The organism is Limihaloglobus sulfuriphilus (assembly GCF_001999965.1).
GTDB lineage: Bacteria > Planctomycetota > Phycisphaerae > Sedimentisphaerales > Sedimentisphaeraceae > Limihaloglobus > Limihaloglobus sulfuriphilus.
On sequence record NZ_CP019646.1, the window covers coordinates 3,379,288 to 3,397,574 of the forward strand.

Genomic DNA, 18,287 nt, shown 5'->3' on the forward strand with positions numbered 1-18,287 from the left:
ACAGAACCGGAGAAAAACTTGGAACATAATAAATATTTAGGCATATATATCAGCAAAAAAACGGCTGTTGGAGTCCTTGTGAGCACCCTCACCGGCGGCCCCGTTATCGAGGACGTTATCAGCCGAGATTTGGAACCGGGGCAAACGCAGGAAGACTCTTCTTCCCAGAGCCTCGAACACCTCGGGGCACTGCTTGAGGATATATCTTCTCGCGGCTATACAAACCTGCCGGTATCGGTATGTATAGACAACAGCCTTTACACGCAGTATATTGTCGTTTCCAGATTCTCTGACAACACCCGCATAGCCAGGACGATAGGTTTCGATGTAGAAGAGATTATCGGACAGAATGTTGATCATTACGCTCTTACCTACCAGACGCTCGCACGTGAACAGGCGGGAACCCGTCTGGGCGTGTATTTGACGGAGAAATCTCTAATCCGCGGAATAATCACATCTTTCCAGGAACAGGGCCTGGATCCGGTGGCGATAGAACCGGATGTGGTATGCCTCTCACGAATAATATCAGCCTCAAAATGTAACACCTCCGGCAGCTCTTCTCCGCTGTTCGCGGCAATAACCGATGATTCCTGTTATATCATGGCAGGCTACGATGCATGCGGCGGTTATGGGCGGAGTTTTCTCTTCAGCCACAGGGCAAAAGGCTCGGCGGTCAGGCTGGCAAGGGAGTTAAAACTCTTTATTTCACTGAAATCGCTCGAAATAGACCCGGACAAGGTATTCATTACAGAACAGATACCGCCGCAAAAGATTGAGAACCACCTGGATATACCCGTGGCGAATATTGAAAAGATAACTGACCTGCCCGAAAAGTTTGAATACAGTTCAACAGATTTCCGGCTAAGGGCCGCCGTCTCTGCCGGAGCAGCACTGGTATGCTCGAACAGATACCAGCCCGTCAATTTCAGGCGCAGTTATATGCCGTATCAGGGGCGGATAAAAGTTTTTGAGAGATTCATCCAGTCAGCCATGATTGCCGCGGCGGTAATTTTGATAGCATTTACAATATTGGGTACATCAAAATATTTAAAACTCAAATCTCAGCACAATCAGTTAACTGAAAAGATTAAAACCGAGTACAAACTCGCCATGAACGGCCGAAATCCCAGAGGTTATCCGATTCTTGAGATAGACAGAGAAATCGCAAAGCTGGAAAAAATCAAATCCGGCGATACTGCCGGCGACAAGACCGTCAGCGGAATGCTTATACAGATTTTTAACATCTTGAGCAATACCGACAAGAATAACAGAATCAAAGTTGAAAGCATTTCTGTAACAGACAAAACCATCCGGCTTGACGGAACTACCGCCGGCAGGCGATACACCCTGGAACTTATCGAAATGCTGAGAAAAAACGATTTCTTTACCGTCTCCCAGGAAGATTTGAAGCAGGAAGGAGCGGACGACAAATTTGTAATCAGAATTGACGTCTCAAAACAGCCCGCTTCTTCAGTTACCTTAGCAGGAGCAGGACAATGATATCAGGATATGAAATAAAAAAAATAAACTACTGGTTTGCGGGTATTCTTCTGTTAAGTCTGATAGCCGCGCTGATTGTAAATCTGTTGATGGTGCCCTCTGTTGCCCGGGACGCGCAGAAACAGGCATCCACATATACCCAGCTCAACGAAAAGTGCGCGAAAATCTACGAGCTTGACCCCGCAAGAATAGCAAACGCAGCCAAAGCCGCCGCCGGCAAAGAGTTTCATTACTCTAATTCCGTCTCGGAGGTTGCCGCGAGGTGGAAAATTCCAACAGATCAATATAATATTAACGTCCGCAGCATAAGACAGAGCAAAGACACCAGGACACAGAACGCCCGCGTTGCGATAGACGAAGTCTCGGTAAGTACATTTGCCAAGTTCCTCTCGCAGATTTTATACGAATGGCCAAACCTCGAATGCCAGACGATAAAGCTGATATCTGAAAGAGAACAGAAAGACACCTGGAAAGCTACTATTGACTTTATCTATACGCTCAACTGAGAACATCTTTATTTCGGGAAATACTGCTGATATGCCCCACCAAAAGAACAAACCAGAACTTCTCGCGCCGGCCGGCGGGCCAGAGGCCTTAAAAGCCGCCGTAGAGGCCGGTGCCGATGCGGTTTATCTCGGTCTCAACTGCCTCAACGCTCGCAGAGGCGCCGAGAACTTCAGCCTCTCGGCACTTCGCGGCGCAGTGGAGTATGCCCGCAAAAACGGGGTCAAAGTATTTCTCACGCTGAACACCATGGTTTCATGCCGCGAGACCGGAGTCGCCGCGAGAATACTCCACGCCGCATCTGATACAGGGGTTGACGCGGTTCTTGTAACTGATCCGATGTTTCTGCCGCTGATCAGGCTTTACCCATCTATCTCTTTCCATTTCAGCACACAGGCGGCAATCGAAAACTCCGCCGCGATATCAGCCGCCAAAGAGCTCGGACTCAGCCGTGCGGTACTGGCACGGGAGCTCAGCGAGCAGGAAATACAGGCCTGCTGCGATGTAGATGGAATAGAATCAGAAGTGTTTATACAGGGGGCTTTGTGTTTCAGCGTATCGGGCAGATGCCTTATGAGCAGCTGGGGCGGCGGACGCAGCGGAAACCGCGGCACATGCACAAGCCCTTGCCGCGCAATATGGCGGATAAACGGGCAGAACCCGCAGAGAAGAATGTCAATGCACGACCTGGAAATGGCGCCGCACATCCAGAAGCTCGGACAATTGGGAGTGTCATGCCTGAAAATCGAAGGCAGACTCAAAAAGGCTCAATGGGTCAGCCGGGCAGTCTCCGCCTATCGAAAACTGCTTGACGGAGACACTTTAGAAGAAGTCTCTGCCCTGCTCAAACCCCTCGGCGATTACACCGGACGGGATATGACAAGCGGCTATTTCGACGGCCAAAGGACAGATATGTGCGGCGAATCCGGCCGTACACCTTCTAACGAAGAAACAGCCGCCCGGATACCTCAATCAGAGCTCAATCCAACGGAAGAAGAAAACGATGAGACGGTTTTTCACCTGAAAGTTAAAACCGGCTCGGGACGGATTGAATGCGAAGTGATATCTGAAAACGTCGATTCTGATGCGGGGAATTTTGATATGCCGCTGACAGCCGTGAAAAAAGCCAGACGCGGCCTGCCGGCATCAACCATTGAGAAGAATCTGCAGGAGACAGAGATAGAGGGTTACAAGCTCGGAACGTGCAGTTTTGACCAGCCCGCTTTAATCATGGCAAAACGCAATATCTCGGCTGTAGTTGAAAAGACTGCCGCCATATTGCGAACATCGGCAAAACGGCCCACGAGGGAAATACAAGGTATCGACCTGCCCCAGAATGTTCGGGATATTATAGAGCGGAAAAAACCTGACCCGCGAAACAAAAAAGAGCTCGGCGAAAGAGTGGATGCGCTTCGGGTGGATTACGAAAAACTGCCGCTGATGGGAAAATTGCTGTTTCAGTTCAAAAAAATCATTATTGAGAACATTCCGACAGAAGACTCAAAGCTCCAAAAGGCGGTTATGTCACTTCCCAAACAATGCGTAATAGCCCTGCCGCCGGTATTTTACGAAGACCGGCTGCCGGCTTACAGAAAACTGACCATAGCCGCCGCCAAATACGGCATAGCCGTCGAGGTCAACAGCTGGGGCGGATTTTATCTGGCAAGACAATCTGGAGCCCGCTGCTGCGCCGGTCCGGGCATGGCAATACTAAATCACACTGCGGCACTGGCTTACAAACAGATCGGCATAGACTCCGCCTATATAAGCATAGAAGCGGACAAAAAACAGATCGAGCAGCTTTGCTCATGCTCGCCTCTGCCGCTGACGATGTATGTTTATGGTTTCCCTGCTCTTATGTACACACGCGCGGCGGGAAAGTGCTTCTCGCCCGATGCCGTGCTTGAAGATGAACGCGGGATAAAAATCCGCCCGTCCAAATCGCTCGGCGGCCTGACCGTGCTAAGGTCTGCCGAGCCGATGTGCCTTTTAGATACGAAAAATCCGCGTATCAGAGTAAACAGCCTTGCTGTTGACACTGTCGGCATCAACGACAATGAAAACCTGATCCAGACCATAAAAGCACTCATACACAGGCGTATCCCGCCTATGCAGCCCGGCATAAGATTCAACAGGTTTAACTATAACCGCACTCTGGCATGACATTTACGGAGTTTTTTGACTTTTTCAGGGTTACTGTTGACAAATCAACATCGAACACTAAAATATCAACTCCATTCGCGGGTGTAGCTTAATGGTAAAGCTCCAGCCTTCCAAGCTGGTCACGTGGGTTCGATTCCCATCACCCGCTTTTTATGCGTGAGTTCCGGATAAACTTTCTTAGTCTCATTATTATCACAGCTTCTGTGTTAAGTCTAACTTGCGGTTGCAGTAATAAGTCGCAAACCACTCTCTCCGGCGCAGATACTCCTCAGCTTTCCGTCAAATCACAGGAAGACGCCCGCCGCGCACTCAATGACTTTGAAGTTTATTTAAAAGACCTTGCAGATAAGGTCAATTTGCAAATCGACAGTTCAAGCCCTGAGTTTCGTAATCAGAAAAAGTTTATCATGTTCAGGGTAAGAATGCGGCAGGCGTTTAACACCATGATAGACAAACCCAATGTGATTATAAGCATCATAGAAACATGGTCGCTGCTGGTTAGAACCTCAGATTTTTTTGAAAGCGGCGAAGGCAGCGATTTTTACGGCCAATATCAGCAGGTTGTTGTCGATAATTACAAAAAAGTAACAAACCGCTATGACGAAATGGTGCAAAGCCTTTTCAGCGAAGATGTTTATAAAGACACAAAAGAAAAAGTGTACAGGTTCGCACGTAAAAACCCAATAAACAAAACGGCCTCCAATCTGATTATGTACGCGACAGAGTCCAAACCCGGGGAACAAAGCCCGTTTGAGAGGGTTCTGGCAATTCCGCTTTCTCCTTTCAGGGCAATGGAAGGTGTTGACAAAACCGCCATAGCTATTAACAATGTCAGTGAAGCCGCCCAGAGTTTCAACGAAACTGTAAGAGATATGCCGGAAAACACAAGATGGCAGCTCCTGCTGCTTCTTATGGAGCTTGAGAATATTGATACGGTTAAACGTGCTCTCAATTCAATAGAAGGAGTTGCCCAAAGCTCGGACAAACTCGCTAAAACCGCCTCAGAGCTGCCGGCAAGTATCAAAAAAGAAGCAGAATCACTCTTGCAGAACCTCGATGAAAAGCAGAAAAACCTTCAGCAGACCCTCAAACAGGCAGAAACTACCGCTGATATTGCACTTAGAGCTACAGAGAACGTTAAAAGTATAACACAGAAATTAGCCGGCACCTCGCAGCAATACAGCGACGCGGCGATTGAATTCCGCAAAACGGCCGATGCCGTTACCGAAACCGTCCAAACTATCAGATCTTTTCTGGAAGCCAGAGACCTTGCCGGCAAAGATAAACCCCGCAGCGATATCACAGTCAGGGATTACAATGAAGCCGCCAGAAATATAACAGCCGCCGCCGCGGAACTGCGAGCCGCAATAAACGAACTCAACGAGACTATCAATAACCGCCAGGCTGTGGCCCAGATTATTGAACACACATCAGATCAAAGCCGCCAATTAGTCAACCACATCGCAAAGGTCGCGGCGATGCTTATCCTCCTTGCGTTCTCACTGAGCGTTATCTTCCTGATTATAAAACGCAAACTCACACCAAAGTTTACGGACAATAGACAAAAGTGAAGAAACAATCAGAGCCGTTCTTCACTTGTTTATAGATATTACAAGAATGCGAAATCCCCCGTAAGAGTTCAGGCTTTAGCCTGTAAATGTCTAAACGCAGACAATAAACAATCAGAGCCGCGACAGTGATGGAGCGGTTAGTTCAGACAAAAGATAACAGGCAATATGAATTACGAATTACGAATTACGAATGTAAATTGGACAGGATTAACAGGATTGGTAAATAACTGGCGTTGGCGGCGGGGATTAGATTTGATTGTGAGAAACCTCCGCAAGAGTTCAGGCTTTAGCCTGTAAATGCTTAAACGCAGAAAATAAGCACGCTAAAGCGTGTACTCTTACCGTCAAGTGTCGGGCTGGAAGCCCAACTTACGGGATGTTTTTCCCGTTTGGGCGAGCGTTCGCGTTCGGAGCAAATTCGTGAATTTGCTCTACAATGTTGCCGTGACACTCCAGAAGAAAAATGCTGCCTCCCGACTTCGGCGGTTTTGCTGTAGAATTTGTCTAAAATCTTTATTTTTGGTATCCTGAGTGCAGTTTTATTTTGAAAAGGGCTTTGTAGTGCCTAATTTTATTTTATTATTGACAAGGTGGCCGGATATGTTATAATTCCGGCATGTTTATGCGAGTAAAGACATCAAAGAACAGCCCGAAGCGGTCAGTACAGATCGTCGAGAGTTACCGTAACGAGAAGAATCAGCCTCGCCAAAGGATAGTACGTCATCTTGGTACCGCATTTACTGACAAGGAGTTAGAGCGGCTCAGGGATTTCGCACAGCACGAGATCGCAAAGCTGGAGACCGAGAAAACTCCCTCTCTCTTCAAGCCCCAACAGCTTGCCGAGGCGGCAATAGCCGCCCGCAGCAGGGCCGACAAAGACGAGGTATTGCAGGTCAACCTCAAAAAGCTCTGCGAAGAAAGCCGCTTTGTCACAGGCATACACGAGGCATTTGGCATGGTTTATGATGAGATCGGCTTTGAGAGTCTCTTCGGCTCAAGAAACCAGGCCTCGGCAAAGAACCTGCGAAACATAACAATGGCACGCATAGCCAACCCGGAGAGCAAACGGGCCAGTGTCAAAGACCTATCGCAGGACTTCGGCCTGAACCTATCCCTTGACGGCGTTTACCGCATGATGGACAGGGTCGATGAGAAGCTGATCGAGAAGGCCCAGAAGCTGGCTTATGAATCAGCTAAAAGCCTGCTTAACGATAAGATAAGCGTGATATTCTATGATTGTACCACCCTGTATTTTGAATCCTTTAGCGAAGATGAGCTCAAAAAGAACGGCTACAGCAAAGACATGAAATTCAATCAGCCCCAGGTTGTTCTGGGCCTGATGGCAACATCTGAAGGCTTGACAATAGGCTATGAAGTATTCCTCGGCAATCAATATGAGGGGCATACCCTCAAAACCATGATTCCAAGACTCAAGCAAAAGTACAATATCCAGCGTGTGATATTTACCGCCGACAGTGCCATGCTCAGCAGGAACAACCTGGAATATCTGGAAACCTCAGAGCTGGAATATATCGTGGCTGCACGTCTTAAAAACCTGGATAGTTACTGGACAGATAAGGTTACCGGATCCAGAGAGCCTCTGCGTAGTTTTGATTACGGTCAGGGCCGCAGGCTTATCGTTACCTATAATGATAAACTTGCCCGCAAGAACAGCCATGACAGGGACAAGGCGATTGATAAACTGCAAAAGAAGCTCGAAAAGAGCAGTAAACCTGAAAGTTTAATCAGCAACTACGGCTATAAGCGTTTCCTGAAAATCGCCGGCAATGCTGAAATTGAGATTGATCAAGTGAAGTATGCCCAGGCGGCAAGGTTTGACGGCCTTCACGGCGTAATCACTAACGTCAGGGATTTGAGTGACAATGATGTCATCGAGCATTACCATGGTCTCTGGCAGATAGAAAACTGCTTCCGCGTTGCAAAACATGATTTGCAGATACGGCCGGTGTACCACTGGACACCGCGGCGGATCAGGGCGCATATCCTGATATGCTTTTTGGCTTTAACCTGTTTAAATCAGCTGTCTTACAGGCTCAAGCTGCGTTTTGAGCAGATGAGTGCCGGGCGTATGATAAACGCCCTCAACCATATACAGGTCAGCATCCTTTATCACACCGGCAATAACCGACGGTATGTTCTGCCCTCAAAGTTCAATGAGGATGCCCGTAAAATATACAAGACTCTGGGACTGACTGTCGATACCACTCCGTACCGGCTGAGCTGACCTGCCGCCAAACCGATTTTTCGCCAACAGGGGTTTTGTAGTGCCTACATAAAAACTCCAGTTCTTTATTTACAAGGACTTACGTCAATTTACCGCCGAAGTCGGGAAATTCGTGAATTTGCTCTACAATGTTGCCGTGACACTCCAGAAAAAATGCTGCCTGCGTTGCGGAATTATAGCTGTATGAGCCAGCCGTTGGCAAAATCGGCGAGATCGTCCAGCAGCACACAGGAGTCTCCGTTAAGGTCCGCACCGCCGCATTTACCGCAGTCTTTTTCAAGCCACCATAGTGAGAAAATCATGTAATCGATATAGTCTCTGAAACAATCGCCGGACATATCCGGAAGCGGGCAGAGCGGATTTTTGAGGTTGACCGCTGCGGTGTTTTCCAGGTAAATATCATCGATATACAGCGGGCCGGAATTCTCACTGTTTCCGCCGCCTGTTTTGATAAAAAACCGTATCAGATCGCTGCCTCTGATTCTCTATCATATTTTGACCTCATAAGGGGTTAAATTCAAAGGCCGTGAACCGGAGAAGAAACCGAACATGAAGCAGGCTATGTCTTTATATGAAAAAATGTAGATTTTCCCTGGTTTTCTGGTAAAATCCCCCGTTTGAAAAGAACAATATGATGACAGGTTTTTATATGTTACAAGACCAGGACGCTTGGCAATGACAAATGTACCGCTGGATTTAAAAGCCATAGGCATTCGCAACGAACACCTCGTTCTATGTATGCTCAGCCGCTACGGGCGTATGAGCCAGACCCAGCTGCGCCGTCGGACAAAGCTGAGCGTCTCAACATTAAGCTATATAATTTCACGGCTTAGAAGCAAACAGCTGATAAACGAGTCAAAAGGTTCCAGCAGCTCCCGCGGGCCAAAACCGATGATAATAAGCATCAATCCCCGAGGGGCGTTTATTCTCGGCGTTGATATCAGCCCGAACTCGCTTCGGATAGGGTTGTTCGATTTTGAGGTAGAGCTTGTAGAATCAAAGCTGATCCGCCTTGATAACAACGAGCCCGAGCATGTCTGCTCCCAGATTGCAAGCTGTGCTTTTGGACTGCTCAGCGGTAACAGCATCGATCCGCAAAGTGTTCTGGGGATTGGAGTAGGGCTTAGCGGCACAATCAAATCTGACGGCTCGGTAGAACTCTCAAGCCCGATGGGCTGGAAAAGCGTGCCCGTAAAAGAGATGCTGCAAAGCCGCTTTTGTTTCCCGGTATCGATGTTTACAACACGTACCCGTCTGCTGGCAGAGACAGAGTCTTCCGGCGCGGGCGACAAAAACGTAATGTATGTAAATGTAGGCAGCGGAGTGGGTTCTCATATTATCTCGGACGGGCGGCTGCTTAGAGGGGCAACCGACAATGCCGGCGAAATCGGCCATATTGTAATAGATCCGGACGGCCCCGAGTGCGGCTGCGGCAATTTCGGCTGCCTGGAGACGTTTATAAGCGGACCGGCCATTGCACGGCGCATAAGGCACGACATAGAAAATGGTGTAAATACTTCTCTGTCAGAGAGATGCGATGATAATATGCTGCCCGAGAGTATTATAGCAGAGCTGGCCCTGGCAGTAAAGAGCCGCGACCGCTACTCGATCAGGCTCCAGAGCGATATTGCCGAACAGCTCGCCTCGGCGGTTGCCGTCGCGATAAACTTTTATGATCCGCAGAAAATAATTCTCGGCGGATATGTCGCTCTGCAGTGCTTTGATGCTATGAAAGAAGCTATATTCTCCGCGATAAAAACCGAGGTTTACGACAGCACGGCACGTCAGATAACGATTGTTCCGGCCAAAGCAGGGGAAGATGCTCTCGTAATCGGCTGTGCCAGGGCGGTCTTAGAAGAGAAGATGGCATTTTAAAGGACAGCCGCCGTCAATGCGGCTACAAAGTTGTATTTAATTACAATATTGTATGTCGCGGTGTAATTATGATACAAAATTGTAATTTGTTATTCATTTTATCAAATTCACGCTGAGACTTTCTTTAAGGCTAAAGCCTTTTGAAACATGGTTATACGTAGTTTTGTGTTTATCTGGCGCGGATTTTGCACATCATGCAATAGCGGGCGATTCCCCGAATCCTGCAAATCAATGTTTGCGGATTTCACATAAAACCCGCCAGAGAAAATATTACTTAAACAGAGCATACAAATGAATAGATTACCAGAAAACCAGGGTCTCTATGACCGCAGGTTTGAACATGACGCCTGCGGGGTAGGTGCCGTTATAAACATCGACGGAAACGCCGAACACAAGGTCGTTGAACAGGCCAAGACGCTGCTCGTAAATCTGCATCACCGCGGAGCCGCCGGTGCTGATGAGGTTACCGGCGACGGCGCTGGAATACTTATGCAGATGCCGTACAGCTTCTTTGCCGCTGAGCTGGCAAAGCTGGGCATGGACGTGCCGGCAAAGGAACACTTCGCCGCGGCAATGGTATTTTTGCCCAAACAGGAGCAGTTGCGTGATAAATGTCTCGAGCTTATCAGCTCAACAATAACCGCCGGCGGAGTCGAGCTTGTCGGCCGGCGTGATGTGCCGGTATCCCGCGGCTGTCTGGGGGAGATTGCCCTTTCGGCTGAACCGCATATAGCACAGATATTTATGTCGCTCAATCAGGATGACGCGGCGGCGAGAGAGCGTAAACTTTATATAATACGCCGGCGCTGCGAGAAGCTCATAGCAGAAAAACTGCCCGAGGCAAAAGAAGATTTCTATATCTGCTCAATGTCATCGAATACAATCTGCTACAAGGGTATGTTTATGGCTGATCAGCTGTTTTCGTATTACCCTGACCTGGCTGATGAGGAGATGAAAACCGCGATAGCAATCGTGCATCAGAGATACAGCACCAATACGTTCCCGAGCTGGCCGCTGGCGCATCCGTTCCGGTGTATCGCCCATAACGGTGAGATTAACACGCTCAGCGGCAATCGAAACCACATGATGAGCCGCGAAAACCGCATGAGCTGCGAGCTTTTCGGTGATGAGATAAGCGATATCGTGCCGGTTCTTGATCCGGAGGCGAGCGACTCTGCGTGCTTTGATATGTGTCTTGAGATGCTGTGCAAAGCCGGCCGGAGTATGCCGCACGCGATGATGATGATGGTGCCCGAGGCTTTTGGTCCGTCGTATCATATAAGTATAGACAAAAGAGCGTTTTATGAATATCATGCTTCAATCCTGGAACCCTGGGACGGGCCGGCGGCTATTCTGTTTACAGACGGCACAATCTTCGGCGGAACCCTTGACCGCAACGGGCTGCGTCCGTGCCGCTATGTTGTAACAGACGAAAATACCGTCATAATCGGCAGTGAGGTTGGAGTTATAGATCTGCCGCCGGAGAAGATACGCCGCAAGGGGCGTCTTCAGCCGGGGAAGATGTTCCTGGTTGACACGAGTGAAAAACGGATAATAACCGATAATGAGATAAAAGCAAAAATCGCCCGGCGGCGCTCATACCGCCGCTGGCTCAATGATAACCGCATTGAGCTTAGGGGGCTCTTCGATTCGTCGAAGTCAGTAACCGTTCCGCCCGAAATTATTTACAAGCACCTGCGCTGTTTCGGCTACACCGCCGAAGAGCTGCGTATGATTCTTGCCCCGATGGCGGCCAACGGCCAGGAGCCGGTAGGCTCTATGGGCAATGACGCGGCGCTGGCGGTGCTTTCTGATCAGCCCAAGAGTATTTTTAACTACTTCAAGCAGATGTTCGCCCAGGTTACCAACCCGCCGATAGATCCGCTGCGTGAGGGTCTCGTAATGTCGCTGATGAGTTATGTGGGCAAAAAGCGGAATCTTCTCAGCGAGACTCCAGAGCACTGCCGGCAGTTAAGGATACCGCATCCGGTTTTGACAAATGAAGATATGAAACGTCTGCGTGATGCGCACAGAGATGATTTCAGGGTTGTTACCCTGCCGGCACTGTTTGACCCGAGAGGCGAGCGGCCGCAGAAGTCTCTTCAAGCCGCTCTTGATGAGCTTGTGGAATCGGCGAGCAGAGAGATAAGAGAGAATAACGTATCAATTATAATAGTCAGTGACCGCGGCGTATCAGAGGATAAAGCCCCGATACCGGCTCTTCTGGCGTGTTCGGCTCTGAACAAAGGCCTTCTCAAAAACAGACTTCGAGGCGAGGCGGGTATAATAATCGAAAGCGGCGAGCCGCGTGAAGTGAACCATTTCTGCCTGCTTTGCGGTTATGGGGCCGATGCGGTTAACCCGTATTTGGCACTGGAAACCCTTACCGAGCTTCAAAACAAGAGCATAGTAGATTCTGGAATCGATCCGGATAAAATGATCGACAATTATATCGCGGCGGTAAAGAAAGGTATTCTAAAGACAATAAGCAAAATGGGTATCTCGACGCTTCGCAGCTATCGCAGCGCCCAGCTTTTTGAGGCGGTCGGCCTTAACAGAGAGCTTGTCGATAAATATTTTGCCGGCACAGTAAGCCGGATTCAGGGCATAGGCCTGGCAGAGCTTGCCGCGGAGGCGGTGAAGAGGCATTCGGACGGTTTTAAAGTCCGCAGAGAAATGGAGCCGCAGCTTGACTTCGGAGGTGAATACTATTACCGTGACAAGGGGCAGAAACATATGTGGACGCCCACTGCCATCGCGAATATGCAGAAAGCGGTTCGGCAGAATGACAAAGCGGCTTTCAGGGAGTTTTGTGATGAGATGAATGATTATCACAGGACTCTCTGCACTCTGCGTTCTATGTTTGAATTCAAGCCGGGCAAAAAAATTGACATCTCAGAAGTTGAACCGGCAGAAGATATCATAAAACGCTTCTGCACAGGTGCCATGAGCCACGGTTCTATCAGCAAAGAGGCGCATGAGTGCATGGCAATCGCCATGAACCGGATCGGTGCCATGAGCAACACCGGTGAAGGCGGTGAAGACGTTGAGCGGTATCAGCCGGAAAAGAACGGCGATTCAAAGAACTGCGCGATCAAGCAGGTCGCCAGCGGCAGATTCGGTGTAACAATAAACTACCTTGCCCACGCCAAAGAGATACAGATCAAGATGGCACAGGGCGCCAAGCCCGGTGAAGGCGGACACCTGCCCGGGCATAAGGTAACAGACGAGATCGCCAAACTTCGTTACTCCACGCCCGGCGTATCTCTGATATCTCCGCCGCCGCACCATGATATATATTCCATCGAAGATTTGGCACAGCTTATCTATGACCTCAAATGCAGCAACCCGGGTGTGAAGGTCTCGGTTAAGCTGGTAAGCGAGGTGGGCGTAGGCACTATCGCCGCGGGCGTTGCCAAAGGCAATGCCGACGAGGTATTGATTTCCGGCGGCGACGGCGGCTCGGGCGCAACTCCGCTTTCGTCTATCAAGCACGCCGGCATACCCTGGGAGCTCGGACTTGCAGAGACACAGCAGGTCTTGATCATGAACGGCCTGCGCGAGCGTATTCGAGTTCAAACCGACGGCCAGCTTCGCACCGGCCGCGATGTTGTTATAGCCGCGATGCTCGGCGCCGACCAGTACGGCTTCGGCACGTCCGCTCTTGTTGCCCTTGGATGTGTGCTTATGCGAAAGTGCCATCTGGGTACATGTCCGGCGGGTATCGCTACACAGAACAAGGAACTTCGCTGCTGTTTCGCCGGCAAACCAGAGCACCTGGTAAACTACATGATGCTTGTTGCCCAGGATATACGCAAGATTCTCGCTGAACTGGGATTCTCTAAGCTGGAAGATATAATCGGACGCGTTGATCTGCTTGAAACAACTAAAGCTATCCAGCACTGGAAGGCACGCGGGCTGGATTTTTCCGCGATCCTTCGCCGCCCGGAAATAAAAGAGGGCCGGCTGCCTCGTCTGGCAGGTAAACAGGCCGACAAACTCAAAGACCATATTGACTGGCTGCTCATCGATAAGGCAAAGGCCGCTCTGGAAAAAGCGGAACCGGTTATCATAGAAGAGAAAATACGTAACCAGAACAGGACCGCGGGTGCAATTCTGAGCAACAGGGTTGTAAAGAAATACGGTCTTGATGGTCTGCCGGATAACACGATTGATATAACTTTTCACGGCTCCGCCGGCCAGAGTTTCGGCGCGTTTCTTGCCAAAGGCATCACCCTGCGGCTTATCGGCGACTCCAACGATTATTTAGGCAAGGGGCTCTCGGGCGGGCGTATAATTGTCAAGATCCCGCAAGGCTCGCGTTTTAGAGCGAATGAGAATATCATCGTCGGCAATACTCTGCTCTACGGAGCGACCGGCGGCGAGGTGTTCATCAACGGCGTTGCCGGCGAGAGGTTTGCCGTGCGCAACAGCGGGGCCGCCGCGGTGGTGGAAGGCGTCGGCGATCACGGCTGCGAATATATGACAAACGGCGTGGTAGTTGTTCTGGGCTCTACCGGACGCAACTTCGCCGCGGGCATGAGCGGGGGCGTGGCGTATGTATTTGATGAGCTTCAGCTTTTTGATACGCTTTGCAACCTGGATATGGTTGATCTGGAAAGCGTCTGGCATGATGAAGATAAGACCCTGCTCAAAAACATGATTACACGTCACTATGAAGAAACCGGCTCGCAGCAGGCCCGGTACATCCTCGATTCGTGGAGAGATATGGTCGGGCGTTTTGTGAAAATAATGCCGGTCGATTACAGAAAGGCTCTCGAGAGGCTCAAGAACAGAGACCAGAGAAGCAATGACAACAGTCCTGCTACAGAGGAGGTTTATAACAATGGGTAAACCAACCGGATTTATGGAATACAGCCGCGAAGTTGAAAGCCACAGGCCTATCGATGAGCGGATAAAAGATTTTCAGGAGATCATGCTTCCGCTGAGCCCCGACGAGGTTCGCTCACAGGCGGCACGGTGTATGGATTGCGGAGTCCCGTTTTGTCACGGCTACGGCTGTCCGGTAGTAAACCGGATACCGGAGTTCAACGAGTACGTTTACAGCGGGCAGTGGCATGAGGCGTGCAAGATACTGCACGCAACAAACAACTTCCCGGAATTCACCGGACGGGTATGCCCCGCGCCGTGCGAGACGGCGTGTACGGCTAACCTGTGCACGGATCCTGTAAGCATACGCCATATCGAATACACGATCGTTGAGTATGGTTTTGAGCAGGGCTGGATAAAGCCGATACTGCCCGAGAGAAAAACCGGCAAGCGGGTTGCTGTGATAGGTTCGGGGCCGGCAGGGCTGGCGGCGGCCCAGCAACTTGCCCGCGCAGGCCATTCGGTCGTGGTATTTGAAAAAGACGCGGCGCCGGGCGGGCTTCTGCGGTATGGAATCCCCAATTTCAAGCTGGACAAGGCGGTGATTGACCGCCGGATTGCACAGATGGCCGGCGAGGGTGTTGAGTTTGAGACCGATACCAATGTTGGCAAGGATATCACCGGAAAATATCTGCTCAAGCGGTTTGATGCGGTATGCCTGGCAATCGGAGCCGAAACTCCAAGGGATTTGAACGTACCGGGCCGCGGGCTTGACGGCGTATATTTCGCGATGGATTTTCTCGGCCGGCAGAACAAAATTATCTGCGGCGAAGCCGTAAACGATAAAGAGATTATCAGCGCCAGGGGTAAGAATGTAGTTGTCATAGGCGGCGGCGATACCGGCAGCGACTGTGTCGGCACTTCCAACCGCCAGGGAGCAAAGAGCGTAACTCAATTCGAGATACTGCCCAAGCCGCCGGAGAGCCGGCCCCCGTCAACACCCTGGCCGATGTGGCCGGCGACAATGCGCAGCTCCAGCTCGCACGAAGAAGGCTGCACAAGGCGATGGTCTGTCAGCACAAAGCGTGTCCTCGGTACAGAGACACGGGTTCGCGGGCTCGAATGCGTCGAGGTAGAATGGAGTAAAAACCGCAAAGGCGCCTGGCAGATGAAGGAAGTCCCGGGCAGTGAGTTTGAAATAGAGGCAGAGCTGGTGCTTCTGGCGATGGGTTTTGTTCACCCAAAACACGCGGGGCTTGTGGATGAGTTTGAGCTCGAAACCGACCGGCGGGGCAATATCGTTATTGACCGCAACGGCATGACTTCGCGTGAAGGTGTCTTTGCCGCGGGCGACAGTATTATGGGTGCTTCATTGGTGGTTAGAGCCATTGCCGACGGACGAAAAACCGCAGAGGGAATAGATAACCGGCTCTTAGCCGAATAACATAACGGCAGTCAAGATATCCCGTGAATTTATCCGCTGCCCCGTTGAAATATCGCCAAACGGGGCAGCGGAACTCAAATATAAAAGCATTTTGGGACGAAAAGCGAGTTTGTTTTCAAAAATATAATTCTTTTCTAAACTCAATTTCCACAAACTGTTTCAATAAAATCAAGGCTTTAGAAAAACGTTAAAATTGTTTTTTGCTTGACAACCGGCTTCAAGGTGTTTAACGTAAACTACGATTAGGAAAAAGCCGTCGCAGCGTGCGGCGGCGGAGAAAACAATTCTTCAACGTCTTGCACCTCTGATACCAAGGTATTTTATCGGGAGATTGTATGATGAAAAACCTATTATTCATTTCTTTAATTACTTTTTTTGTGTTCGCAGTCAGCGCAGACTGGGACGAGGGAGACGGCCACAAGATGCACTGGCCTCAAGAACCAAAACCTCAGGGCCTGGATGTTGAATTTGCTATGACAATGCTGGCTGATGACTGGCAGTGCACATGGACAGGACCGGTAGATGACATTCATTTCTGGGTTTCATGGAAAGAAAATCTGATTCAGCCGATAAACCAAATTTCGGTTACGATCTTTTCCGACATACCCGCAGACCCGCAAGATCCTACAACTTACAGTATGCCGGGGCAGTCTTTGTGGGATGCGGATTTTGATTTTGCATTAGGCCAGTTTGAGAGAAGGCCCATGCTGCCGGATGAGCAAGGCTGGTTTGTAGCTCCGACCGATCCGACTCAGCCGGGAACAGTTATTCCCTGGCAGGCGGGGGACCATGAAGAGTGGGAACAGATCAATATCACAAAAATTTCAGATTTGATGCAGCCGTTCAACCAGGAAGAGGGAACCATATACTGGCTTGGTTTGGAGATCTTTACAGAAGACCTATCAGGTGTCCTGCAGCCGACTCCATTTGTTGGCTGGAAAGAGACCGACCGGAACTGGAACGATGACGCTGTCTGGATGAATATTGATCCTCCAGACGGTTATCCGGACCTCTACTGGACAGAACTTGTAAACCCCGAACTCGGAACATCTATTGATCTGGCATTTGTTATCACCCCCGAGCCGGCGACTATCGCCCTGCTGGCGATCGGCGGTTTGTTTATCAGAAAAAGATAAGAAACCAAAACAACACAGCATGGAAAAAGTGCATATATGTTTTCAGACTCCTCCTTGCTGGCAGTGCCTGTAAGGGGAGTCTGTGTGTGTTCAGGGATAGTAATGTAAAGAGATTTTATACCACGATTTTTGTTTTTTTAGGAGAAAGCACGATGAAAAAACTTACCATTATTTCATTTATTTTGTTGTTTGTCTGGGCTGCAGGCGCTGACTGGGTTCCAATCCCAGAGGATAACCCGACTAACCACAAAATGCACTCGGCTCAAACGCCTGATGAGTTCGGAATTGACGTGGGATTTGAAGGTTCTATTCTTGCCGATGACTGGCAGTGCAGCGAAACCGGTAATGTCGATGACATTCACTTCTGGATATCATGGCATGATGATCAAGTCGTTGAGATCGACCGGATTTCAGTAAATATTTATTCTGATATACCGGCAGATCAGTCTTCGACTGGATACAGTGTGCCCGGAGACGTGGAATGGAGCAGAGATTTTGATTCTGGAGAGTTTAACCTCCTGCGGTTGGATGATACAGGCTTGAAAGACTGGCTTACTCCTTCAAACAATATTAATGAAGATTCCTTCATTGCTGATAACCATGTAACCTGGGATCAGGTAAACATAACAGATATCCAAAACCCATTTCCTCAGGAAAAAGGTACTATTTACTGGTTAGGCCTGGAGATATTAGAAGACATTGGAAGTCCGGACTACGAACCAATCCTGACGGCAGGCTGGAAGGAAACTACTGAAAACTGGAATGATGACTCAGTATGGTGGGATTCAAGTAATCTCGAATGGGTTGAACTTATTAATCCGATAATCCCAGATCCGTCTGCGAACTCTATTGATCTGGCATTTGTTATCACCCCCGAGCCGGCAAGTGTGCTAATTATGGCAATCGGGACTTTGCTGATTAGGAAAAAATAACAGAGTGTAAAAGATTGTAACATAAATAAAGGTTCATATCGATAAAGAATAGTATGAACCGCAGAACAGATATGTGATATGTACAGA

Annotated in this window: 11 protein-coding genes and 1 tRNA gene; 11 read left to right on the top strand and 1 reads right to left on the bottom strand. The window is 49.5% G+C overall.

Translation table 11 applies throughout. The annotated features are described in order from the left end of the window. Positions 1-18: 18 nt before the first annotated feature. The 6 genes from SMSP2_RS12995 to SMSP2_RS13020 all read left to right on the top strand — a co-directional run bounded on the left by SMSP2_RS12995 (position 19) and on the right by SMSP2_RS13020 (position 7,983). Positions 19-1,500 carry a hypothetical protein gene (locus SMSP2_RS12995; RefSeq protein WP_146684470.1) on the top strand — a complete coding sequence of 494 codons (1,482 nt, stop codon included), beginning with the start codon at positions 19-21 and terminating at the stop codon, positions 1,498-1,500. Then, positions 1,497-2,006, top strand: coding sequence for a hypothetical protein (locus tag SMSP2_RS13000; RefSeq protein WP_146684471.1), 510 nt, complete (start codon positions 1,497-1,499; stop codon positions 2,004-2,006). Before SMSP2_RS12995 ends, SMSP2_RS13000 begins: the two co-directional genes overlap by 4 nt. After that, complete coding sequence (locus tag SMSP2_RS13005) at positions 1,981-4,167, top strand: peptidase U32 family protein (protein WP_146684472.1); 2,187 nt, start codon at positions 1,981-1,983, stop codon at positions 4,165-4,167. The genes SMSP2_RS13000 and SMSP2_RS13005 overlap by 26 nt, the downstream gene beginning before the upstream one ends. Positions 4,168-4,244: 77 nt before the next feature. After that, positions 4,245-4,315, top strand: a tRNA-Gly gene (locus SMSP2_RS13010). Between the two features lie 55 nt (positions 4,316-4,370). Then, the gene (locus SMSP2_RS13015; RefSeq protein WP_146684473.1) at positions 4,371-5,738 is read left to right on the top strand and encodes a hypothetical protein; all 1,368 of its coding nucleotides are present in this window, start codon (positions 4,371-4,373) and stop codon (positions 5,736-5,738) included. A 622-nt stretch (positions 5,739-6,360) separates the two neighbouring features. After that, positions 6,361-7,983, top strand: coding sequence for an IS1634 family transposase (locus tag SMSP2_RS13020; RefSeq protein WP_186804728.1), 1,623 nt, complete (start codon positions 6,361-6,363; stop codon positions 7,981-7,983). A gap of 173 nt (positions 7,984-8,156) precedes the next feature. On the opposite strand, the gene SMSP2_RS14915 is transcribed toward SMSP2_RS13020, so the two are convergent. Then, positions 8,157-8,321 (bottom strand): hypothetical protein, encoded by a 165-nt coding sequence (locus tag SMSP2_RS14915; RefSeq protein WP_186804729.1) that lies wholly within the window; start codon positions 8,319-8,321, stop codon positions 8,157-8,159. Positions 8,322-8,658: 337 nt separating this feature from the next. Here SMSP2_RS14915 and SMSP2_RS13025 point away from each other — a divergent pair, with 337 nt between their 5' ends. From SMSP2_RS13025 to SMSP2_RS13045, 5 genes are all read left to right on the top strand, one after another. Beyond that, entirely contained in the window at positions 8,659-9,858 is a 1,200-nt protein-coding gene (locus SMSP2_RS13025; RefSeq protein ID WP_146684475.1) for an ROK family transcriptional regulator, read from the top strand. Between the two features lie 291 nt (positions 9,859-10,149). After that, on the top strand, positions 10,150-14,712 hold the full coding sequence (gene gltB / locus SMSP2_RS13030) for a glutamate synthase large subunit (RefSeq protein WP_146684476.1): 4,563 nt from the start codon (positions 10,150-10,152) through the stop codon (positions 14,710-14,712). Beyond that, on the top strand, positions 14,705-16,132 hold the full coding sequence (locus SMSP2_RS13035; RefSeq protein ID WP_146684477.1) for a glutamate synthase subunit beta: 1,428 nt from the start codon (positions 14,705-14,707) through the stop codon (positions 16,130-16,132). The genes gltB and SMSP2_RS13035 overlap by 8 nt, the downstream gene beginning before the upstream one ends. Before the next feature lie 335 nt (positions 16,133-16,467). Beyond that, positions 16,468-17,268 (top strand): DUF7901 domain-containing protein, encoded by an 801-nt coding sequence (locus SMSP2_RS13040; RefSeq protein ID WP_146684478.1) that lies wholly within the window; start codon positions 16,468-16,470, stop codon positions 17,266-17,268. Between the two features lie 152 nt (positions 17,269-17,420). Beyond that, entirely contained in the window at positions 17,421-18,200 is a 780-nt protein-coding gene (locus tag SMSP2_RS13045; protein WP_146684479.1) for a DUF7901 domain-containing protein, read from the top strand. Positions 18,201-18,287: the final 87 nt, after the last annotated feature.